The following is a 21,987-nucleotide window of genomic DNA, read 5'->3' as shown; positions in this document are numbered from 1 at the left end:
CTCACGTCTTTTCTGGGTCATATCCCCCACTCCATGCGCGGGCTTATATAGACACGTCATGAGGTCGTTTTCAGGAGTTATTGAATACGCATTCAACTTTAGGCATGGCATTTGCTCTATCAATACAAAGCCTCTCGCCATAGGAGTTTCCTTAAGGCGATGAGCGCAATAACAAGAGCCTCGCCTGAGGCCATCACCCGCTTTGTGTGAGGAGATACCGCGATGACGTCGTTCAACTCCGGGGCTCAACCCCAGAACCGTGCGCCTCAATCCATCGGCTTTTTGCTGCTGGACAATTTCACGCTGATTTCCCTGGCCTCCGCAGTCGAACCCCTGCGCATGGCCAACCAACTCTCCGGCCGCGAGCTGTATCGCTGGACGACGTTGAGTGTGGACGGAAACCAGGTGTGGGCCAGCGACGGTCTGCAAATCACCCCCGATGCTTCCATGCACAAAGCCCCGGCCCTGGACACCGTGATCGTCTGTGGCGGCGTGGGTATCCAGCGCACCGTGACCCGTGAACATGTGTCGTGGCTGCAAAGCCAGGCGCGCCAATCCCGTCGCCTTGGCGCGGTGTGCACCGGCAGCTGGGCCCTGGCCTGCGCCGGCCTGCTGGACGGTTTTGATTGCAGCGTGCACTGGGAATGCCTGGCGTCGATGCAGGAAGCCTTTCCCCGCGTGGCCATGAGCACCCGCCTGTTCACCCTCGACCGCAACCGCTTCACCAGCTCCGGCGGCACCGCGCCGCTGGACATGATGCTGCACCTGATCAGCCGTGACCACGGCCGTGAGTTGTCGGCGGCGATCTCCGAGATGTTTGTGTACGAGCGCATCCGCAACGAACAGGATCACCAGCGTGTGCCGCTCAAGCACATGCTTGGCACCAACCAGCCGAAGTTGCAGGAAATCGTCGCGCTGATGGAGGCCAACCTGGAAGAGCCGATCGACCTCGATGAGCTGGCGGTGTACGTCGCGGTTTCCCGGCGTCAACTGGAGCGGTTGTTCCAGAAATACCTGCACTGTTCGCCGTCGCGCTACTACCTCAAGTTGCGCCTGATCCGTGCGCGGCAGTTGCTCAAGCAAACGCCGATGTCGATCATCGAAGTGGCGTCGGTGTGCGGGTTTGTCTCCACGCCGCACTTCTCCAAGTGCTACCGCGAATACTTCGGCATTCCGCCGCGGGATGAGCGTGTGGGTTCCAACACCACGCAGCAGGTAGCGATGATGCCGATTCCGCAGGCGCTGGTGTTGTCACCGTTGTCCGGGCCGTTGTCGGCGTTGAGCCAGGCCAGGAATGAGTCGACTTTCGCGAGTGTAAGGCTTTAGACCGAGTCGCCTGCATTCGCGAGCAAGCCCGCTCCCACACTTGACCGCGTTTTTTCAGTAGGAACGCGGTCGAATGTGGGAGCGGGCTTGCTCGCGAATGCGGTATATCAGGCGCCAGAGTTCTGCCGAAATTGCACCAGCGCCGGCAACAACTGCTTGTCGATCGCCTGCCTCACCGCCGGCAAGATCGTCGCGCTGCCGGTGTACATCTGCTCAACCATACCCTTGAGCGCCTTGGCCCGTGCCGCGCTCAAGCCGCGCACCGCACACTCGCAAGCCTGCTCGGCGGTAGCGCCGCTGGACACCTCGAAACCCAACGACCGCAGCTGGCCCAGCAGGTCATCCTGGTCAATCAAATCCGCGTGCATCATGACGTTAATCCTTGTTAGGGGAGCGGGGGATTGAAGTCGATTCTGGTAGGCCATCACCGAGTCGGCAAGGCCTGAATGCATGAATGTCCGGCACACCTATGAACAGGTCGTTTTCGGCTAACTCGCAAGGCAGGGGAGTGTGCACACTGGCATCAAGCAAGCAGCTTGAAGGTTTGGTCACCCTCGGGATGCGCCGCTCACACAAAGCACTCTGCCCCGATCCTGTCACGGCTGGATCGGGGCTTTTTTTGAGCTGAAATTTGAGGTGAAGCTGCTGGCCCCTTCGCGAGCAAGCCCGCTCCCACAGTTGACCGCGTTTTTTCAGGAGGAACTCGGTCAAATGTGGGAGCGGGCTTGCTCGCGAAGGGGGCGCCTCGGTCTACCGCTGCAACACCAATATCCGCGACAACAACTCATCGCGGTCGATATAGCAGCCCTGGAAATGCCGCGCGCCGGACGCCGGATCAAACGCATTGCGCGCATGCAGGGTCCGGCGATTATCAAAGCACCACAGCTCGCCCGGATTCAGACGTTTGACCAGCCGAAAACGCTCTTCCCGGGTCATCGCAATAAACCGGCGATAGGCGCGATAGAGCAACGGCATCTGCTCTGCAGGCGCCTCAAACGGCCCGCGCAGAAAGTTGGCCATGCGAATCTCGGCGACTTCACCCAAGGCATCCAGAGCGATGATCGGCGCCAGCCGGCGATAGTCGCTGTGACGGTCCTTGTTGCGAAACTCCACCGGGATCTCGCACAACGCGCGAAAGGCTTCCGGATCTTCGTCCCGCAGCGCCCGGGCAATCGCAAAACCGTCGACAAAAATACTCTCGCCCCCGTCGGCGTCGTTCACCAGGCAATGCAAGAACTGCAGCCCGGGTTGCAGCTCCCGCGTCGGCAAATCACTGTGCAGCGGCAGGTTGAATGCCGTGTAGGCGTTGCTGTCGGCATCGGCCTTGGACTGTACGTTGAACAGCACGCCGAAGTTGCTCTCGCGGATGAACGAAATGCGCTTGGCGATCAGCGCCAGCGAGCCAGGTTCGGTGGGCACACCGCGCACTTGGGTGAGGCCGCTGTCACGCAGGGCCAGCAGCCATTGCAGCAGGGCTTTCGGGTCTTCCATCAATGCCGCGTAGTCGAAGACGGGCAGCTCGAACCTGTGGTCCCACAGCCGGGATTTCGGCTTGGCCGCCCGGCGCTCCGCGCGTGATTCATCATCGTAGGCGTGCGCCCGCAACCATCCGGGATCGTATTGGCTGCGATGCCCGCCACTCCATTCCACTGTCAGCAGACCCTGGTCGATACGAGCACCGAGGGCCGTGAGGTGTTCGTCCACATCGACGATTTCCAGCACCTGTTCACGGGTCACGCTGTAGACGCAAACAGGGCACGGGCAGTTGTCCCGCAGCCACTGGTGATGAAACGGGCTGACCCGCCCATCGGCCCATCGCACACTGAGGTGATCGCCGTGCACGTGCACATCGGCCAGGTCACTGATCAGTGGGTAAGTACGGAAGTCGGCAACAGCGGCGGCGGTTTGCATGGCGATTCCTTATTTTTGGGGTGGCAGTCCAATCACGCGGCCGAGCAGGGCGGGCTTCGGCAGGTCGGTTTGTTCGGCGCTGATGCTGGCAAGCTTGCCCAGCACCGCTTCACTGAATGGCGCCGAGTGCGGCCCGGCGAGGTCGACGTGGAGCAGCATCTGTTCGTTGCCCGCCAGCTCCTTTTCGTCGCCCACCAGGTGCAGGCTGTGATAGAGGTGCAGGCGCTTGCGGTCGTGGGCGATGAGTTGGGTGTGCACCTCGACGGCGGCGCCCAGTTTCACTTCGTGCAGGTAGTTGAGGTGCAACTCCAGGGTGAACAGCGAGTGGCCGCTGGCTTCGCGGTTTTCGCTGTCCAGGCCCAGGGTGTCCATCAGCGCATCGGTGGCGTAGCTGAAAATCAGCAGGTAGAACGCATCGCGCAGGTGGCCGTTGTAGTCGACCCACTCGGGGAGGATTTTGGTGGTGTAGGTGGTCAATGCGGCCATGTCATGAATTCCGGGTATGTACTCGGTCAAATGTGGGAGCTGGCTTGCCTGCGATGGCGGCGGTGAATCCAACATCGCTATCGCAGGCAAGCCAGCTCCCACAGAAAATCAACAGCGGTTATTCGGCGAAGGTCATACCGTGTTTTTCCTTAGTGGTCTTCACCGCCTCCAGCACCGCCAGCAGGCAATCATCACGATAGCGCTCCAGCGCCGAAATGCTGTGTTTGCCCAACTGATCGCTGGTGCCGTCCACCACGTCGTCAATCAACTTGTCGGTCAGTTCCGGGGCCGGCAGATAGGTCCACGGCAGCTGCAAGGCCGGGCCGAACTGCGCCATGAAGTGCCGCATCCCGGCATCACCGCCCGCCAGCGTATAGGTCAGGAACGTGCCCATGAACGACCAGCGCAAACCGGCGCCAAAGCGAATCGCATCATCGATCTCGCCGGTGGTTGCCACACCATCGTTCACCAGGTGCAACGCCTCACGCCACAGGGCTTCCAGCAGTCGGTCAGCGATAAACCCAGGCACCTCCTTACGCACATGCAAAGGGCGCATGCCGAGGGATTCGTACACCTTGATTGCTGCCTGAATCGCTTCCGGCGCAGTGTTTTTGCCGCCTACCACTTCCACCAGCGGCAACAGGTAAACCGGGTTGAACGGATGCCCCACCACGCAACGTTCCGGGTGCGTGGAGCCTTCATAAAACTCGCTCGGCAACAGCCCCGAAGTACTCGAACCAATCAACGCATTCGGCTTGGCCGCCGCGCTGATTTTGCTGTGTAACTCCAGCTTCAATTCCAGGCGTTCCGGGGCGCTTTCCTGGATGAAGTCGGCGTCTTTCACGCACTCTTCAATCGTGGCCACAAAGCGCAGGCGGTCTTGCGAGGCGCCGGGTGCAAGGCCTTGTTTTTCCAGGGCGCCCCAAGCATTCGCGACACGTTTGCGCAGGGCGGCTTCGGCGCCAGGCGCCGGGTCCCAGGCCACCACATCCAGGCCGTGAGCCAGTGCGCGGGATACCCAGCCACTGCCGATAACGCCGCTGCCCAGCGCTGCGAAGGTTTTGATTTCAGTGATAAAGCTCATGGCAAATTCCTAAGAGAGTTCGGTGATTCTGTGTGAGAGCCAAGATCAAAATGTGGGAGCGGGCTTTCAGTTGATGCATTCGGTGGCTGATCCACCGCATTCGCGAGCAAGCCCGCTCCCACATTTGATTCGGTTCCTGCAGGGCGTCGTGCAGTGTGTTTTAGCCGCGCTTGGTCAGGCCCATCTTCACGCGGCCTTCGGCCGGGGTCATGACCCGCGCACCCAGGCGGCTGAGGATCTCGCTGGCGCGTTCCACCAACTGGCCGTTGGTCGCCAGCACGCCCTTGTCCAGCCACAGGTTGTCTTCCAGGCCGACCCGCACATTGCCGCCCAGCAGCACCGCTTGCGCCGCCATCGGCATCTGCATGCGACCAATCCCGAAGCCGGCCCACACCGCGTCTGCCGGCAGGTTGTCGACCATCGCCTTCATGGTGGTGGTGTCGGCCGGCGCGCCCCACGGGATGCCCAGGCACAGTTGGAACAACGGGTTGTCGAGCAAGCCTTCCTTGATCATCTGCTTGGCGAACCACAGGTGGCCGGTGTCGAAAATTTCCAGCTCGGCTTTTACGCCCAGCTCTTGAATACGTTTGGCGCCAGCCCGCAGCTGGGCCGGGGTGGAGACGTAAATGGTGTCGCCATCGCCGAAATTCAGGGTGCCACAGTCCAGGGTGCAGATTTCCGGCAGCAGCTCTTCCACATGGGCCAGGCGGGTCAGCGGGCCCACCAGGTCGGTGTTGGGCCCGAATTCCATGGGGTTCTCGCCGCCACCGATTTCCAGGTCGCCACCCATGCCGGCGGTGAGGTTGACGATGATGTCGACGTCCGCCTCGCGGATGCGCTCCATCACTTCGCGGTACAGCGCCACGTCGCGGCTGAACTTGCCGGTCTCGGGGTCACGTACGTGGCAATGCACCACGGTGGCACCGGCCTTGGCTGCTTCCACCGCCGCGGCAGCGATTTGTTTCGGAGTGACCGGCACGTGAGGGCTTCTGGCGGTCGTGTCGCCAGCACCGGTGAGTGCGCAGGTGATGATGACGTCGTGGTTCATGAGGCAGGTTCCTTACAGGCGTGATTTTCAGGCGTAGTCATACCGTTCGCAGCCGGGAGCGGCTGCGAAGCGGTGATTCAAGACAGGTTATTTGCTGGTCAATTGCAGGTTGGCTGCGGCGGGTTTGCCGTCGAAGGTGGTCACGCCTTCGAGCCAGCGCTGCTGGTCTTGCGGGTGATCCTTGAGCCATTGCCTGGCCGACTCGAAAGCGTCCTTGTGATCCAGCAGCGGCTGCATCATTCGGCTCTCGTCGGCGGCGGTGAAGGTCAGGTTGCTGAGCAACTTGTGCACGTTGGGGCATTGCTCGGCGTAGGTCGGCGAGGTGACGGACCACACGGTGGCCATGCCTTCGTTCGGGCCCAGCGCGTCATCACTGCCGGTGAGGTAAGTCATCGCCACGTTGACGTTCATCGGGTGCGGCGCCCAGCCGAAGAACACCACGGCCTCCTTGCGGCGCACGGCGCGGTCGACGGCGGCGAGCATGCCGGCCTCGCTGGATTCCACCAGTTGGAACTTGCCCAGGCCAAACTGATTCTTGGCGATCATCGCCTTGATCTGGGTGTTGGCGCCCGAGCCCGGTTCAATGCCGTAGATCTTGCCGCCCAGTTCTTTTTCAAACCTGGCGATGTCGGCGAAGGTCTTCAGGCCCTTGTCGGCCAGGTAAGTCGGCACCGCCAGGGTCGCGCGGGCGTCTTCCAGGGACGGCTTGTCGAGCACCTTGACCTGCTTGGCGTCGACAAACGGGGTGATGGTCTGGGTCATCAGCGGGTTCCAGTAGCCCAGGAACATGTCCAGGCGCTGGTCGCGAATACCGGCAAAGATGATTTGCTGGGACGCGCTGGTCTGTTTGGTCTTGTAGCCGAGGCCGTCGAGCAACACTTGAGTCATGGCACTGGTGGCGATTACGTCGGTCCAGTTCACCACGCCCATGCGCACGTTCTGGCAAGAAGCCGCATCGGCTGCCATGACGTTGGTGCTCAAAATGGCGCTGGCGCTGAGTGCGAGCACGCAGCGGCTGATCAGTCGGTTCATGGTGGTTCCCTCGGCAGGTTGTTATTGTGGGTTCCGGCGTCTTTGTGCACCGTGCAGCCAAGTTACGCAGCTTGGTCCCCGACAAAACGCACGGCGGCGACCAGCTCTTGCACTGCAGCGACCTGCCCCCTTGAATGACCGATTGAACTGGCGTATCACAGTGACCACGCTGTCCGTCCTACGAGAGCGCTCCATGTCCCAGGATTTCTACTTTCTGCTGATGCCGGGCTTCTCCGCCATCGGCTTTATCTCCGCGATCGAACCTTTACGTGTCGCCAATCGTTTTCGCGGCGAGCTGTACCGCTGGCACGTCTTGAGCGCCGACGGCGGCGCGGTGCTGGCGAGCAATGGCATGTCGGTCAACGCCGACGCCGCACTGGAACCGCTGAAGAAAGGCTCGACCTTACTGGTGGTGGCCGGCTTCGAACCGCTGAAGTTCGCCACGCCCGCACTGGAACACTGGCTGCGTCGCCTTGACCACGACGGCGTGACCCTCGGCGCCATCGACACTGGCGCCTGCGTACTCGCCGAAGCCGGCCTGCTCGACGGCCACCGCCTGACCCTGCACTGGGAAGCCATCGACGCCTTCAAGGAATCTTATCCACAGCTGACGGTAACCCAGGAGCTGTTCGAGATCGACCGCCGGCGCATCACCTCGGCGGGCGGCACCGCGTCCATCGACCTGATGCTCGACCTGATCAGCCAGGCCCACGGGCCAGAGTTGGCGATCCAGGTGTCCGAGCAATTCGTGCTCGGCCGCATCCGCCCGCGCAAAGACCACCAACGCATGCAGATCGCCACGCGCTACGGCATCAACAACAAGAAGTTGGTGCAGGTGATTGGGGAGATGGAACAGCACACGGAACCGCCGTTGAGCACACTGGCGCTGGCGGAGGCGATCAAGGTCACGCGGCGGCAGTTGGAGCGCTTGTTTCGGCTGCACCTGAACGACACACCGAGCAACTTCTACCTGGGTTTGCGCCTGGAAAAGGCTCGGCAGTTGTTGCGCCAGAGCGACCTGAGCGTGCTGGAGGTGAGCATCGCCTGCGGGTTTGAGTCGCCGTCGTATTTCACCCGCAGCTACCGGGCAAGGTTTGCCAAGTGCCCAAGGGAAGATCGGCGCCGGGAAGCGGTATGAACACCGCTATTGAAAACAACACAGATCAAATGTGGGAGCGGGCTTGCTCGCGAATGCGGTGGATCAGTCGTTACATGTATTGACTGACACACCGCATTCGCGAGCAAGCCCGCTCCCACAGGGGATGTGCGATGTAGCTTATTTCTTCAGCAGGGCTGAACACGCGGCTTTGAAGGCCTCATGCTGATACTTGTTCAGCGTCGCCGGCAGGGCAAAGTCATGTTTCTTGTTCTGCGCATTGATGGTCTGCGGCGACAGCAGCGTCACTTCAACGCCCTCCAGCAACTGAAACACACCTTCAATCTTGAACGTAGTCGGGCCACCGGCGAATTCGCCTTTCTTGCTGCGCTTCTTGATGGCGATGCGGCTGATGCCGTTTTCCCGCACAAACGCGCTGACCTGAGCGGCGAAGGCCTTGACGTTGGCCGCCTCATCATCGTCTTCAAGGGCGATTTTCTTGGTGGCCAGGGCTACATGGCTCAATGCCTGACCGTCGAGAGAGGCGACAGCAATAATGGCTTCGCTGCCTTTGATTTCGATGCCGCAGATTGTCATGAATAGCCTTGGTTCTGAGTAAAGAGTGGAGGGGATTGTCGCTTATTCCTGCCCAATCGACTCCAAAAACTCCGACCGTTCATCACTCATCCGCGCCAGACAATCATTCTGCTGGATCGCATATGCCTTGCTTCCCGCCACTGCCGGAAAGGTATCTACGGCGCAATCCGCATCACGTAACTTTTCCCACTTCTGCTGGGCATCCTTCAGACGAGCGGTAATGTCCGCCAGCTGCGTCTTGTTGCTGCCATAGGTCGAACCCATGCGTTCCAGCAAGCCCTGGTAGTTATCCTTGAGCAGTTGTTCGGCGGTGGTTTTGTTGTAGGTGGCGCATTCCAGGGTTTGCTTGTCGTTCTCGATGCCATCGCAGGGCGTGCTGTCGGTGTCTTCAGCGGCGTGTACGCCGGTTGCGATGAGTGCCAAAGCCAGGAAAATCGATTTCATTGCGCCGTCTCATATCAGTTGATGAGCAAATTCTGGCTCAAGCGTAAGACAAAGAACAGACACCCGTCAGAGATGTCATGTTGGCCTTTGTCGCGGATTGACGCTTTCGGCAATTCCCTTGTCGTTTTTGCACCCGGCTCCTTCTGCCCCGGGGCATATGCTGGCCCCAAAGCGCCGGCAGACGATTCGGCGCATGAATCGCCAATAAGGGGACGCCTGATGAGCCCAGCCGAATTGCACGCCGACAGCATCGTTATCGACGGGCTGATCATTGCCAAGTGGAACCGCGACCTGTTCGAAGACATGCGCAAGGGTGGCCTCACCGCTGCCAACTGCACCGTGTCGGTATGGGAAGGGTTCCAGGCCACCATTAACAACATCGTGGCCAGCCAGACCCTGATTCGCGAAAACAGCGACCTGGTGATCCCGGTGAAAACCACCGCCGATATCCGTCGCGCCAAGGAACAGGGCAAGACCGGCATCATCTTCGGATTCCAGAACGCCCACGCGTTTGAAGACCAGCTCGGCTATGTCGAGATCTTCAAGCAGCTCGGGGTTGGCGTGGTGCAGATGTGCTACAACACCCAGAACCTGGTGGGCACCGGCTGCTATGAGCGCGATGGCGGCCTGTCGGGCTTCGGTCGCGAGGTCGTCGCCGAGATGAACCGCGTCGGCATCATGTGCGACCTGTCACACGTGGGCTCCAAGACCTCCGAAGAAGTCATCCTCGAATCGAAAAAGCCGGTGTGCTACTCCCACTGCCTGCCTTCAGGCCTCAAAGAGCACCCGCGCAACAAGTCCGATGAAGAGCTGAAGTTCATCGCCGACCACGGTGGCTTTGTCGGCGTGACCATGTTCGCGCCGTTCCTGGCCAAGGGCATCGACTCGACCATCGACGACTACGCCGAAGCCATCGAATACACCATGAACATCGTGGGCGAAGACGCCATCGGCATCGGCACCGACTTCACCCAGGGCCATGGCCAGGATTTCTTCGAAATGCTGACCCACGACAAGGGCTACGCCCGCCGCCTGACCAGCTTCGGCAAGATCATCAACCCGCTGGGCATCCGCACCGTGGGCGAGTTCCCGAACCTCACCGAGACCCTGCTCAAGCGCGGCCATCCCGAGCGCGTGGTGCGCAAGATCATGGGCGAAAACTGGGTCAACGTCCTGAAGGACGTCTGGGGCGAATAAGCCACCACTCACGCCTCTTTTCCCCCAACCTTATGCGTCGGGGGCTTACCAAAGCATTTTCCGGAGTTAAGTTTCCATGGCCAAGATCGCCCCTCAATTGCCTATCGAAGTCGACAGCGAAACCGGTGTCTGGACCTCCGACGCCCTGCCGATGCTGTACGTGCCGCGCCATTTCTTCGTCAATAATCACATGGGGATCGAAGAAGTCCTGGGCAGCGAGGCCTACGCCGAAATCCTCTACAAGGCCGGCTACAAATCCGCCTGGCACTGGTGTGAAAAAGAAGCTGAATGCCATGGCCTGGAAGGCGTCGCAGTGTTCGAGCACTACATGAAGCGCCTGTCGCAGCGCGGCTGGGGCCTGTTCAAGATCCAGGACATCGACCTCGATAAAGGCACGGCCAGCGTCAAGCTCGAGCACTCGGCATTCGTCTACGTGTACGGCAAGGTCGGGCGCAAGGTCGACTACATGTTCACCGGCTGGTTTGCCGGCGCGATGGACCAGATTCTCGAAGCCCGCGGCAGCAAGATCCGCACCGTTGCGGAACAGGTCTACGGCGGCTCCGAAGAGGGCCACGACGACGGCCTGTTCACCGTCAAGCCGTTGTAAGTCGAGGACCCTGCCATGGCTTTCGAAGCAATGTTTGCGCCGATCCAGATCGGCAAACTGACCATCCGCAACCGCGTGCTCAGTACCGCCCACGCCGAGGTGTATGCCACCGACGGCGGCATGACCACCGACCGCTATGTGAAGTACTACGAAGAGAAAGCCAAGGGCGGGATCGGCCTGGCGATCTGCGGCGGTTCTTCCAGTGTCGCCATCGACAGCCCGCAAGGCTGGTGGAAGTCGGTGAACCTGGCGGATGACCGGATCATCCCGCACTTCCAGAACCTGGCCGACGCCATGCACAAGCATGGCGCCAAGATCATGATCCAGATTACCCACATGGGCCGTCGCTCGCGCTGGGACGGCGAGCATTGGCCCACGCTGCTGTCGCCCTCGGGCATCCGCGAGCCGGTGCACCGCGCCACCTGCAAGACCATCGAGCCTGAAGAAATCTGGCGGGTGATCGGCAACTACGCTACCGCTGCGGCACGGGCCAAGGCCGGTGGCCTGGACGGTGTGGAGCTGTCGGCGGTGCACCAGCACATGATCGACCAGTTCTGGAGCCCTCGGGTCAACAAACGTACTGACGAATGGGGCGGCAGCTTCGAAAACCGCATGCGTTTCGGCCTTGAGGTGTTGAAGGCGGTGCGCAAGGAAGTCGGCCCGGACTTCTGCGTCGGCATCCGTTTGTGCGGCGACGAATTCCATCCGGACGGCCTGTCCCACGAGGACATGAAACAGATCGCCAAGTACTACGACGACACCGGCATGCTCGACTTCATCGGCGTGGTCGGCTCGGGGTGCGACACCCACAACACCCTGGCCAACGTTATCCCGAACATGAGTTATCCACCGGAGCCGTTCCTGCACCTGGCGGCCGGCATCAAGGAAGTGGTCAAGGCCCCGGTGCTGCACGCGCAGAACATCAAGGACCCGAACCAGGCCACGCGCATCCTGGATGGCGGCTACGTGGACATGGTCGGCATGACCCGCGCCCACATCGCCGACCCGCACCTGATCGCCAAGATCAAGATGGGCCAGATCGACCAGATCAAACAGTGCGTCGGCGCCAACTACTGCATCGACCGCCAGTACCAGGGCCTGGATGTGCTGTGCATCCAGAACGCCGCCACTTCCCGTGAATACATGGGCGTGCCGCACATCATCGAGAAATCCACCGGGCCAAAACGCAAAGTCGTGGTGGTGGGGGCTGGCCCGGCCGGGATGGAAGCGGCGCGGGTGGCTGCCGAACGTGGCCACGACGTGACGTTGTTCGAGAAGAAAGAATTTATCGGCGGGCAAATCACCACTGCATCGAAAGCCCCGCAGCGTGACCAGATTGCCGGGATCACCCGCTGGTTCCAGTTGGAACTGGCGCGCCTGAACGTCGACCTGCGCCTGGGTGTGGCGGCGGACGCGGCGACCATCCTCGACCTGCGCCCGGACGTGGTGGTGCTGGCGGTGGGCGGTCATCCGTTCCTGGAGCAGAACGAACACTGGGGCGCGGCTGAAGGCCTGGTGGTCAGCAGCTGGGACGTGCTCGACGGCAAGGTTCTACCTGGCAAGAACGTGCTGGTGTACGACACCATCTGCGAGTTCACCGGCATGTCGGTGGCCGACTTCCTCGCGGACAAGGGCAGCCAGGTCGAGATCGTCACCGACGACATCAAGCCGGGCGTGGCCGTGGGCGGTACGTCGTTCCCGACGTACTACCGCAGCATGTACCCCAAGGAAGTGATCATGACCGGCGACATGATGCTGGAAAAGGTCTACCGCGAAGGCGACAAGCTGGTGGCGGTGTTGGAGAACGAATACACCGGGGCCAGGGAAGAGCGGGTGGTGGACCAGGTGGTGGTCGAGAACGGCGTGCGTCCGGACGAAGAGCTCTACTATGGGCTCAAGGCAGGCTCGCGCAACAAGGGCCAGATGGACATCGAAGCCCTGTTCGCGATCAAGCCGCAGCCGTGCCTGAGCGAGCCGGGCGAGGGGTACTTGCTGTTCCGCATTGGTGACTGCGTGGCCCAGCGTAATACCCACGCGGCCATCTATGACGCCCTGCGCCTGTGCAAGGATTTCTGACGAGGTGTACTCGGTCAAATGTGGGAGCGGGCTTGCTCGCGAAAGCGGTGTGTCAGCCACTGGATGCATCGACTGACACGCTGCCTTCGCGAGCAAGCCCGCTCCCACATTTCGGGCCAGTTTCACAGTAGACCTGTGTGGTCTTCGGGAGCTTCACCATGTTGAACACCCTTCTTCCCATCCTGCTCTTCGCCGCCCTGGGCCTTGCCGTCCTCGGCGCGCTGCGCCGGGTGAACATGTGGCGCCGCGGCCGGGCCTCCAAGGTCGACTTGCTCGGCGGCCTGTTGGCCATGCCCAAGCGCTACATGGTCGACCTGCACCATGTGGTCGCCCGCGACAAATACATCGCCAACACCCACGTCGCCACCGCCCTGGGCTTTGTGCTCTCGGCGCTGCTGGCGATCCTGGTGCACGGTTTCGGCCTGCATAACCGCATCCTCGGCTACGCCTTGCTGTTGGCTTCGGTGCTGATGTTTGTCGGCGCCACCTTCGTCTACCTGCGCCGTCGCAACCCGCCTGCACGCCTGTCGAAAGGTCCGTGGATGCGCCTGCCGAAAAGCCTGATGGCGTTCTCGGTGAGCTTCTTCCTGGTGACCTTGCCGGTGGCCGGGATTCTGCCGGCGGACTTCGGCGGCTGGCTGCTCGCCGCGCTGCTGAGCCTGGGCGTGCTGTGGGGCGTGTCGGAAATGTTCTTCGGCATGACCTGGGGCGGGCCGATGAAACACGCCTTCGCCGGTGCCCTGCACCTGGCCTGGCACCGCCGCGCCGAACGCTTCGGCGGCGGCCGTTCCACCGGGTTGAAACCCCTGGACCTCGCCGATAAAAGCGCGCCCCTGGGCGTGGAAAAACCGGTGGATTTCACCTGGAACCAACTGCTCGGCTTCGACGCCTGCGTGCAGTGCGGCAAGTGCGAAGCCGCGTGCCCGGCGTTCGCCGCCGGCCAGCCACTGAACCCGAAAAAACTTATCCAGGACATGGTCGTCGGCCTGGCCGGTGGCACCGACGCCAAGTTCGCCGGCAGCCCGTATCCGGGCAAAGCCATCGGCGAACACGCCGGCAACCCGCACCAGCCAATCGTAAATGGTCTGGTGGATGCGGAAACCCTGTGGTCCTGCACCACCTGCCGCGCCTGCGTGGAAGAGTGCCCGATGATGATCGAGCACGTGGACGCCATCGTCGACATGCGCCGCCACCTCACCCTGGAAAAAGGCGCGACCCCGAACAAGGGCGCCGAAGTCCTGGAAAACCTGATCGCCACCGACAACCCTGGCGGTTTTGCGCCGGGCGGGCGGATGAACTGGGCGGCGGATTTGAACCTGCCCTTGCTCAGCGACAGGAAAACCGTCGACGTGCTGTTCTGGGTCGGCGACGGTGCCTTCGACATGCGCAACCAGCGCACCCTGCGCTCGTTCGTCAAAGTGCTGAAAGCCGCCAAGGTCGACTTCGCCGTACTGGGCCTTGAAGAGCGCGACAGCGGCGACGTGGCCCGGCGCCTGGGCGATGAAGCGACTTTCCAGCTGCTGGCCGCACGCAATATCCAGACCCTGGCCAAGTACAGCTTCAAGCGCATCGTCACCTGCGACCCCCACAGTTTCCACGTGCTGAAAAACGAATACGGCGCCTTCGATGGCAACTACCTGGTGCAGCACCACAGCACCTACATGGCCGAACTGATCGACGCCGGCGCCCTGAACCTGGGCCAGCACAAAGGCAACAGCGTGACCTATCACGACCCGTGCTACCTGGGCCGCTACAACGGTGAGTACGAGGCACCGCGCCAAGTGCTGCGGGCGCTGGGGATCGAGGTCAAGGAAATGCAACGTTCCGGTTTCCGTTCCCGCTGCTGCGGCGGCGGTGGCGGGGCGCCGATCACCGATATTCCCGGCAAGCAGCGGATTCCCGACATGCGCATGGAAGACATCCGCGAGACCGGCGCCGAACTGGTGGCCGTGGGTTGTCCACAGTGCACGGCGATGCTGGAAGGCGTGGTCGAACCGCGTCCCTTGATCAAGGACATTGCCGAACTGGTAGCTGACGCGTTGCTTGAAGACGCGGCACCGGCCAAGGCGCCGAAACGCGAACCTGCGGAGGTGCATTGATGAGCGACATTATCCGCCGCGACCCACGGGCCGAATGGATCGCCCGTAACCGCCTGCACCCGCTGCACGCGGCGATGCAGCCGGTGCAACACAGCTGGATGGGGCCCAATGGGGTCATCCGCAAGAACGTGCACGGTGTCGGTTTTATCGGCCCCAACGGCATCAAGCGTATTGACCGCAGCGGCGCCCAGCAGGGCGGCGCGGCCAAGCGTACGGCAGCGGTGGAAGTGCAGTTGCCGCTGCATCAGGTACCGGCGCCCGCTTTCTACATCAACGTGGTGCCGGACATGGTCGGCGGCCGCCTGAGCAGCCACGACCGCGACTTGCTGGGCCTGGCCCGGCAACTGGCCGGCGACGACGGTGCGGTATTGGCCGTGGTGTTCGGCGAACACAAGGAAAACGCCTTCGCCACTGCCGGTGTGGATCGGCTGCTGGTGTTGGACGGGCATGAATTCGACGGTTATTCACCGGAGCAACGGGTTCACGGCCTGCGGGCTGTGGATAACCAGTTCAACCCGCGCCACTGGTTGCTGCCGGACAGCCGCAGCGGTGGCGGGGAATTGGGCCGGCGCTTTGCCGCAAGCCTCAAGGAGCGCCCGGCCACGCGGGTCTGGCAGATCAAGGGCCAGGAATGTATTGGCCGTGCGGGTGCCGGTCAGCAAGACCTGGCCCGGCCACTGCCACGCATGATCCTGGCGGCGGCGGAATGCGCCGAGCCTGTCAGCGATACCCGTCACGAAGTGTTGCCGGTGGAGTTATCCACAAGCCTGGCCCGCAGCTTGCCGCGCATTGAGGATTTGGGCGCGGTGGCCGTGGACCCGGGGGCAATTCCCATGGCCGAAGCCGAGTTCATCTTCTCGGGCGGCAACGGGGTCAAGGACTGGGCACTGTTCCACCAGACTGCTGCCGCGTTGGGCGCCACCGAAGGTGCTTCGCGGGTGGCGGTGGACGACGGCTTCATGGCGCGCGATCGCCAGGTGGGCGCCAGCGGCACATGGGTCACTGCACGGGTTTACGTGGCGGTGGGGATTTCCGGGGCGATCCAGCACCTTCAAGGCATTGGTGCCTGCGACAAGGTGGTGGCGATCAACCTCGACCCGGGCTGCGACATGATCAAGCGTGCCGACCTGTCGGTGATCGGCGAAAGCGCCGCGATACTGCAAGCCTTGATCGTTGCGGTCGAGGCCTACCGCCACGGCGCCAAGCGCGATGCGGCTTAAGGAAATGGCCATGACGACGAATGTAATCAGCCTGGTGTCCATCGGCGCCCACCCGACTTCAGGCCGCCCACGCCGCGCCGAGCAAGACGCGCGCGCTGTGGAACTGGGCCTGCAACTGGCTGGGGATAACCTGCAAGTGCTGCACGCCGGCGACATCGGCGAACCCACCCTGCGCGCTTACCTGGGCATGGGCTTGCCGCAGTTGCACGTGCTTGAACAACCGGCCGGGGCAGACGCCTTGCCGGTGCTCGGCGACTATCTGCGGGACGCGGGCGCCCAAGTGGTGCTCACCGGCAGCCAGGCGGAAACCGGCGAAGGCTCGGGCATGTTGCCGTTCCTGCTGGCCGAGCAACTGGGTTGGCCGTTGATTGTCGGCCTGGCCCAGGTGGAATCCATCGAAGGCGGCGTGGCCCATGTGCTGCAGGCCTTGCCTCGCGGCCAACGGCGGCGGCTGAAGGTGCGCCTGCCGTTTATGGCCACGGTGGATAACGCGGCGACCAAGCCACGGCAAAGCGCCTACGGCCCGGCGCAACGCGGTGAGCTGACGGCCCATGACGTCGAGGTGTTGGAGGATGAGTTATTCACAGGCGCTGTATTGCAGCCGGCCAAGCCTCGGCCCAAGCGCCTCAAGGTGATCAAGGCCAAAAGCGGTGCCGACCGGATGAAGGCTGCAACGGCCAAGGCCAGCGGCGGCGGTGGGCAGGTGCTCAAAGGCGTGAGCCCGGAGGCGGGCGCTGAAGCCATTTTTAAATTGCTTATAGAAGAAGGTGTAGTGCGCTAATCCACTGTGGGAGCGGGCTTGCTCGCGAAGGCGGTGTGTCAGGTAACTCATGTACCGACTGATCCGCCGCTTTCGCGAGCAAGCCCGCTCCCACACTGTTTTGCGGCGATTGTGGCTTTACCCACAATCCCTGTTAACCCACCTGTGGATAACCTGTTCGCGGCTGTCCACACCCCATGCAAATCAAGCCCTCCAGCTCGCTGTACGAAAAACAACCAACCTAACTGACGGTTTTTCCTTGGGTTTTTCTGTGGATAAGGAAAATACCCGGCGCAGACTTGCCCCCAAAGTCTGTTGGTGCTTCTGTGGATAAGATGTTCGCTATCCGCTGTAGGCCATATAAAACGTGGCTTACAGTGTGCTGGTTAAAATATAACCAATATCGCCGTTCCAACTGAGTTTTGCTCTCAAAGCCGCGATTTTGCTCGGTTTAAGCCGGTTTTCCACAGATGGTCCAAAGTTGCCCCCAAAGTCTGTTGGCGCTTCTGTGGATAAGGTGTTTGCGTTCCTCTGTAGCCCATGCAGGACGTGGCTTTCAGGCTTTAGGTCAAAAAATGATCAATGTGGGATAAAACCGGTAACTTTGAATAAGTCACGGATTTTCTTGATTTTATTTCGACGGGAAAGCGCAGTTGCCCACAATTGCTGTGGGTGGCTTTGTGGATAAGTTGTTGGGCAATGGCTGGAAGGCAGGAAAGCAGGGGTCTGTCAGAGACCTGGCTGTTTTTTGTACAGTTCAGGTCCCTGTCACTGTATGGCTTAATCGTGGACCGCGACGCCTTTCAGATACGGCGCTGGCGCCGCCCCCAGGTTGCTCAGCATCCGCTCGCTGTACCAGTCCACAAAGTTCACCACGCCAAACTCATAGGTCTTGGAGTACGGACCTGGCTGATACGCGGTGGAGTTGATGCCGCGCTGGTTCTCTTCGGCCAAGCGACGGTCCTGGTCATTGGTGGCGTCCCACACTTTGCGCATGCGCTCGACGTCGTAGTCCACACCCTCCACGGCGTCCTTGTGCACGATCCACTTGGTGGTGACCATGGTTTCCTGGGCACTGATCGGCCACACGGTGAACACGATGATGTGGTCGCCCATGCAGTGGTTCCACGAGTGAGGCAGGTGCAGGATGCGCATCGAGCCCAGGTCCGGGTTCTTGATGCGGCCCATCAGCTTGTTGCAGCCTTGCTTGCCGTCGAGGGTCATCGACACGGTGCCCTTGAGCAGCGGCATGCGCACGATGCGGTTACGCAGGCCGAAGCTGGCGTGGGCGTAAGGGATCTTTTCGGCATCCCAGGCGGCGGCGGAGGCGGCCACGTGGTCCTTGAAGGCCTGGTCGGCCCGCGGGTCGGTAACGTCGTCCCATTCCAGCAGGGTTTTCAACAGTTCCGGGTGCGACGCGTTGCAGTGGTAGCACTCGCGGTTGTTTTCCAGCACCAGCTTCCAGTTGGCTTTTTCAAACAAGGTGGTCTGGATCGCCACCTTGGTGTTCTCCATGTCGTAGGGTTCCATGTAGTGGCTCAAGGTCGACAGGAAGTCGTCGATGGCCGGCGGGTTCTCCGACAGGCTGATAAAGATGTAGCCACCGGCGGTCTTCACATTCACCGGCTTGAGGCCGTATTGCTTCATGTCGAAGTCGGCGCCCATTTCGGTACCGGCGAACAGCAGGCGGCCGTCCAGTTCATAGGTCCACTGGTGGTAATGGCACACCAGCTTGGCAACCTTGCCCTTGTCGCTGGTGCACAAGCGCGAACCGCGGTGGCGACACACGTTATGGAATGCGTGCACCACGCCGTCGGCGCCACGGATCACGATGATCGGGTTCTTGCCCACTTGCAGGGTGATGTAGTTGCCCTTGGCGGGGATCTCGCAGGTCATGCCGGCGATCAACCACTCTTTCTGGAAAATTTCCTGCATGTCGATATCGAACAGCCGTTCATCAGAGTAAAACGGCTGCGGCAGCGAAAAGGTCCGCTCGCGTTCTTGCAGCATTTGCGCAGTGGCCTTGCGTGCGGGTTCCAGCGGATCGCCCAAGCTTAAGGTTGCGGTGACGTCCATCGTGTGTGTCCTCATGGCCATTCTGTGTGGCCGGCGAATAGTGGCTAGGTTTTGCAGCAAGGCGTAAAGAAAGCGTCTTTGTTGGGAGCGAGTGTGGGCCCCACAACGGCCAGAACCTTATCCATGAACGACATGGCCCACTCTGTTCCCGACGCGCAACCCCCGTGGTATGGGGGCTGGTCGCGATAAGTATGTGAATGTCGCAGATAGGTAAATGGGTGGTTCTCGCGTTACGCAGAATCGCCACCATAAGGCCGATCACACGGCTATGGAGAACAGCATGTCCAACAGCTTCCTGAACCCGGTAACAACCCAGACCTGGGCCAATGGTCGGCACATCGTCCGTTGCGTCAAAGTCATCCAGGAAACCTGGGACGTGCGCACCTTCTGTTTTATGGCCGACCAGCCGATCCTGTTCTTTTTCAAGCCCGGGCAGTTCGTCACCCTGGAGCTGGAAATCGACGGCCAGCCGATCATGCGTTCGTACACTATTTCCAGTTCGCCGTCGGTGCCTTACAGCTTTTCGGTGACCATCAAGCGCGTGCCGGGCGGCAAGGTGTCCAACTGGTTGCATGACACGCTGCATGAAGGCCAGGAGCTGGCGGTGCACGGGCCGGTGGGGCTGTTCAATGCCATCGACTTCCCGAGCCCGAAAGTGCTGTACCTCAGTGGTGGTGTCGGTATTACCCCGGTGATGTCCATGGCGCGCTGGTTCTACGACACCAACGCCAACGTCGACATGACGTTTATCCACAGCGCCCGCTCGCCAAAGGACATCATTTACCACCGCGAGCTGGAGCATATGGCGTCGCGGATTGATAACTTCAGCCTGCACCTGATTTGCGAGAAACACGGCCTGGGTGAACCCTGGGCCGGTTATCGCGGTTACCTGAACCACAAGATGCTCGAACTGATGGTGCCGGACTTCCTGGAGCGGGAAGTCTTCTGCTGCGGCCCGACGCCTTACATGAACGCGGTAAAGCGCCTGCTGGAAGCCGCCGGCTTCGACATGAGCCGCTACCACGAGGAATCCTTCGGCGCGACGCCACCGGAAGCCCGGGCCGACGCGGTGGAGCAAGCCGAACAAGCGGCGGATGCGCCGGAAATCGACCTGGCGGACCTGCATCAGGTGGAATTCATTGCCTCTGGCAAGAGCATCCGCGTGGCACCGGGCGAGACCGTGCACGCAGCGGCGGCCAAGCTTGGCCTGCTGATTCCGAAAGCTTGCGGCATGGGGATCTGTGGGACGTGCAAGGTGCTGAAGCTGGGCGGGGAGGTCGAGATGGACCACAACGGCGGGATCACCGAGGAAGACGAAGCCGAGGGTTACATCCTGTCGTGCTGCAGCGTGCCGAAGGGTGATGTGCGCATCGAGTTCTAATGATCGTTCCCACGCTCCGCGTGGGAATGCCTCCTTGGACGCTCCGCGTCCCGTCCCGCTGTGTGACGCGGAGCGTCACGGGCTGCATTCCCACGCAGAGCGTGGGAACGATCAGTTAGAGGTTATTGGGCATAGATATGCACGACGAAGTGCTGGCCGGATGCTGTCAGTTCATAGACCTTGTCAGTGATCCGCAATGTCCTCGTCGGTTCGCTGATGGTGTCACCGATTTTCGCGGATTTTCTGAATTCGTCCCAGTCGATGACGGTGGTGCTGATAGTGCCTTCGCCTAGCAAGTTGTTTCCGTAGCGTTGCGCTTCCATGGTATTGCCCTCTGCTGGATTTCCGTTTCCGGCCGATTATTCGGCTGGCGGTTAGTCCCGAAAGGCGGCCTTTTCCTTCCGGGTTCCAAGAGGCTAGTCAATGAAAACGGAGTTTGTTGCTGTCAGAAATATCAAAAAACAGTCTCGGCCTTTCGCCATTATCTGAGGGGCTGATGCCTACCTCAGGCGCTCATTACTTCCCGAATATCTGCGGCTAATTCTCTTACGCGCTCTTCCTCGGTATCCCACGCGCACATGAACCGCGCGCCGCCTTTACCGATGAAGGTGTAGAAGCGCCAGCCCTTGGCCGTCAGCGCGGCAATTGCCGGTTCCGACAGTTGCAGGAACACGCCGTTGGCCTGCACCGGGAACATCAACTCCACACCCGGAATATCCGCCACCAGGCTGCTGAGCAATTGCGCACAGTGGTTGGCGTGGCGGGCGTGTTTGAGCCAGGCGTCGTTTTCCAGCAGGCCCACCCACGGGGCGGAGAGGAAGCGCATCTTTGAGGCAAGCTGCCCGGCCTGCTTGCAGCGGTAGTCGAAGTCTTCGGCCAGCTTGTGGTTGAAGAACAGGATCGCTTCACCCACGGCCATGCCGTTCTTGGTGCCGCCAAAGCACAGCACGTCGACACCGGCTTTCCAGGTCAGGTCGGCCGGCGAGCAGCCGAGGAATGCGCAGGCGTTGGAGAAGCGTGCGCCGTCCATGTGCAGGTTCAGCCCCAGTTCCTTGCAGGTGACGCTGATGGCGCGGATTTCTTCCGGGGTGTAGACGCTGCCGACTTCGGTGGCCTGGGTCAGGGTCACGACGCGGGGTTTCGGGTAGTGAATGTCCTGGCGCTTGAGGGCGATCTCGCGGATCGACTCCGGGGTCAGCTTGCCGTTTTCGGTGCGGGCGGTGAGCAGCTTGGAACCGTTGGAGAAAAACTCCGGCGCGCCGCATTCGTCGGTTTCGACGTGGGCGGTTTCCGAGCAGATCACGCTATGGTAGCTCTGGCACAAGGAGGACAGCGCCAGGGAGTTGGCTGCGGTACCGTTGAAGGCGAAGAACACTTCGCAGTCGGTTTCGAACAGTCTGCGGAAACCGTCGGCGGCGCGGTGGGTCCATTCATCATCGCCATAGGCGCGTTGATGGCCCTGGTTGGCGAGTTCCATGGCGGCCCAGGCTTCCGGGCAGATGCCGGAATAGTTGTCGCTGGCGAATTGTTGGCTCTTGTCGGTCATG

Annotated in this window: 20 protein-coding genes; 9 read left to right on the top strand and 11 right to left on the bottom strand. The window is 61.3% G+C overall.

Going from position 1 to position 21,987, the window contains the following annotated elements; translation table 11 throughout:
* Window positions 1–222: 222 nt before the first annotated feature.
* Complete coding sequence (locus tag HX821_RS02990) at window positions 223–1,326, top strand: GlxA family transcriptional regulator (RefSeq protein WP_003216915.1); 1,104 nt, start codon at window positions 223–225, stop codon at window positions 1,324–1,326.
* A gap of 107 nt (window positions 1,327–1,433) precedes the next feature.
* Here the strand turns inward: HX821_RS02990 and HX821_RS02985 are convergent, their stop codons facing one another.
* The 6 genes from HX821_RS02985 to HX821_RS02960 form a co-directional block, all read right to left on the bottom strand.
* Window positions 1,434–1,697 carry a hypothetical protein gene (locus HX821_RS02985; protein WP_003216918.1) on the bottom strand — a complete coding sequence of 88 codons (264 nt, stop codon included), beginning with the start codon at window positions 1,695–1,697 and terminating at the stop codon, window positions 1,434–1,436.
* 379 nt (window positions 1,698–2,076) lie between these two features.
* A complete protein-coding gene (locus tag HX821_RS02980; RefSeq protein WP_177035273.1) occupies window positions 2,077–3,237 on the bottom strand; it encodes a gamma-butyrobetaine dioxygenase in 1,161 nt (386 codons plus the stop codon).
* Between the two features lie 9 nt (window positions 3,238–3,246).
* A complete protein-coding gene (locus tag HX821_RS02975) occupies window positions 3,247–3,723 on the bottom strand; it encodes a thioesterase family protein (RefSeq protein WP_177035272.1) in 477 nt (158 codons plus the stop codon).
* A 118-nt stretch (window positions 3,724–3,841) separates the two neighbouring features.
* Window positions 3,842–4,807 carry an L-carnitine dehydrogenase gene (locus HX821_RS02970; protein ID WP_017476440.1) on the bottom strand — a complete coding sequence of 322 codons (966 nt, stop codon included), beginning with the start codon at window positions 4,805–4,807 and terminating at the stop codon, window positions 3,842–3,844.
* Between the two features lie 160 nt (window positions 4,808–4,967).
* Window positions 4,968–5,855: a 3-keto-5-aminohexanoate cleavage protein gene (locus tag HX821_RS02965; RefSeq protein WP_003216924.1), complete on the bottom strand. Its 888-nt coding sequence runs from the start codon at window positions 5,853–5,855 to the stop codon at window positions 4,968–4,970.
* An 87-nt stretch (window positions 5,856–5,942) separates the two neighbouring features.
* Window positions 5,943–6,887, bottom strand: coding sequence for a choline ABC transporter substrate-binding protein (locus tag HX821_RS02960; RefSeq protein ID WP_003216926.1), 945 nt, complete (start codon window positions 6,885–6,887; stop codon window positions 5,943–5,945).
* A 193-nt stretch (window positions 6,888–7,080) separates the two neighbouring features.
* Here HX821_RS02960 and HX821_RS02955 point away from each other — a divergent pair, with 193 nt between their 5' ends.
* Window positions 7,081–8,025, top strand: coding sequence for a GlxA family transcriptional regulator (locus HX821_RS02955; RefSeq protein ID WP_003216927.1), 945 nt, complete (start codon window positions 7,081–7,083; stop codon window positions 8,023–8,025).
* A 138-nt stretch (window positions 8,026–8,163) separates the two neighbouring features.
* Here HX821_RS02955 and HX821_RS02950 read toward each other — a convergent pair whose 3' ends face one another.
* Both HX821_RS02950 and HX821_RS02945 read right to left on the bottom strand, forming a co-directional pair.
* Window positions 8,164–8,580: a DUF3010 family protein gene (locus HX821_RS02950; RefSeq protein ID WP_177035271.1), complete on the bottom strand. Its 417-nt coding sequence runs from the start codon at window positions 8,578–8,580 to the stop codon at window positions 8,164–8,166.
* A 42-nt stretch (window positions 8,581–8,622) separates the two neighbouring features.
* On the bottom strand, window positions 8,623–9,024 hold the full coding sequence (locus tag HX821_RS02945) for a lysozyme inhibitor LprI family protein (RefSeq protein WP_003216930.1): 402 nt from the start codon (window positions 9,022–9,024) through the stop codon (window positions 8,623–8,625).
* Window positions 9,025–9,243: 219 nt separating this feature from the next.
* Between HX821_RS02945 and HX821_RS02940 the strand changes: the two genes are divergently transcribed.
* The 6 genes from HX821_RS02940 to HX821_RS02915 all read left to right on the top strand — a co-directional run bounded on the left by HX821_RS02940 (window position 9,244) and on the right by HX821_RS02915 (window position 17,004).
* Window positions 9,244–10,221: a dipeptidase gene (locus HX821_RS02940; protein ID WP_003216932.1), complete on the top strand. Its 978-nt coding sequence runs from the start codon at window positions 9,244–9,246 to the stop codon at window positions 10,219–10,221.
* A gap of 76 nt (window positions 10,222–10,297) precedes the next feature.
* Entirely contained in the window at window positions 10,298–10,828 is a 531-nt protein-coding gene (locus tag HX821_RS02935) for a DUF5943 domain-containing protein (RefSeq protein ID WP_008430647.1), read from the top strand.
* A gap of 15 nt (window positions 10,829–10,843) precedes the next feature.
* On the top strand, window positions 10,844–12,904 hold the full coding sequence (gene dgcA, locus HX821_RS02930) for a dimethylglycine demethylation protein DgcA (protein ID WP_177035270.1): 2,061 nt from the start codon (window positions 10,844–10,846) through the stop codon (window positions 12,902–12,904).
* A gap of 158 nt (window positions 12,905–13,062) precedes the next feature.
* Entirely contained in the window at window positions 13,063–15,003 is a 1,941-nt protein-coding gene (dgcB, locus tag HX821_RS02925) for a dimethylglycine demethylation protein DgcB (protein WP_177035269.1), read from the top strand.
* On the top strand, window positions 15,003–16,223 hold the full coding sequence (locus tag HX821_RS02920) for an electron transfer flavoprotein subunit alpha/FixB family protein (protein ID WP_177035268.1): 1,221 nt from the start codon (window positions 15,003–15,005) through the stop codon (window positions 16,221–16,223). Before dgcB ends, HX821_RS02920 begins: the two co-directional genes overlap by 1 nt.
* 10 nt (window positions 16,224–16,233) lie before the next feature.
* On the top strand, window positions 16,234–17,004 hold the full coding sequence (locus HX821_RS02915) for an electron transfer flavoprotein subunit beta (RefSeq protein ID WP_177035267.1): 771 nt from the start codon (window positions 16,234–16,236) through the stop codon (window positions 17,002–17,004).
* 759 nt (window positions 17,005–17,763) lie between these two features.
* Here HX821_RS02915 and gbcA read toward each other — a convergent pair.
* Window positions 17,764–19,059: a glycine-betaine demethylase subunit GbcA gene (gene gbcA / locus HX821_RS02910; RefSeq protein WP_177035266.1), complete on the bottom strand. Its 1,296-nt coding sequence runs from the start codon at window positions 19,057–19,059 to the stop codon at window positions 17,764–17,766.
* 280 nt (window positions 19,060–19,339) lie between these two features.
* On the opposite strand from gbcA, the gene gbcB reads away from it, so the two are divergent.
* Window positions 19,340–20,440 (top strand): glycine-betaine demethylase subunit GbcB, encoded by a 1,101-nt coding sequence (gene gbcB, locus HX821_RS02905; RefSeq protein ID WP_008430657.1) that lies wholly within the window; start codon window positions 19,340–19,342, stop codon window positions 20,438–20,440.
* A 122-nt stretch (window positions 20,441–20,562) separates the two neighbouring features.
* Here the strand turns inward: gbcB and HX821_RS02900 are convergent, their stop codons facing one another.
* Entirely contained in the window at window positions 20,563–20,763 is a 201-nt protein-coding gene (locus HX821_RS02900; protein WP_003209176.1) for a hypothetical protein, read from the bottom strand.
* A 182-nt stretch (window positions 20,764–20,945) separates the two neighbouring features.
* Window positions 20,946–21,986: a low specificity L-threonine aldolase gene (locus HX821_RS02895; RefSeq protein WP_177035265.1), complete on the bottom strand. Its 1,041-nt coding sequence runs from the start codon at window positions 21,984–21,986 to the stop codon at window positions 20,946–20,948.
* Window position 21,987 lies beyond the last annotated feature (1 nt).

It is taken from the genome of Pseudomonas sp. B6001 (genome assembly GCF_013386015.1).
Lineage (GTDB): Bacteria > Pseudomonadota > Gammaproteobacteria > Pseudomonadales > Pseudomonadaceae > Aquipseudomonas.
Note: the sequence above shows the minus strand (reverse complement) of the source record. Positions and strands in the feature narration are given on the sequence as shown.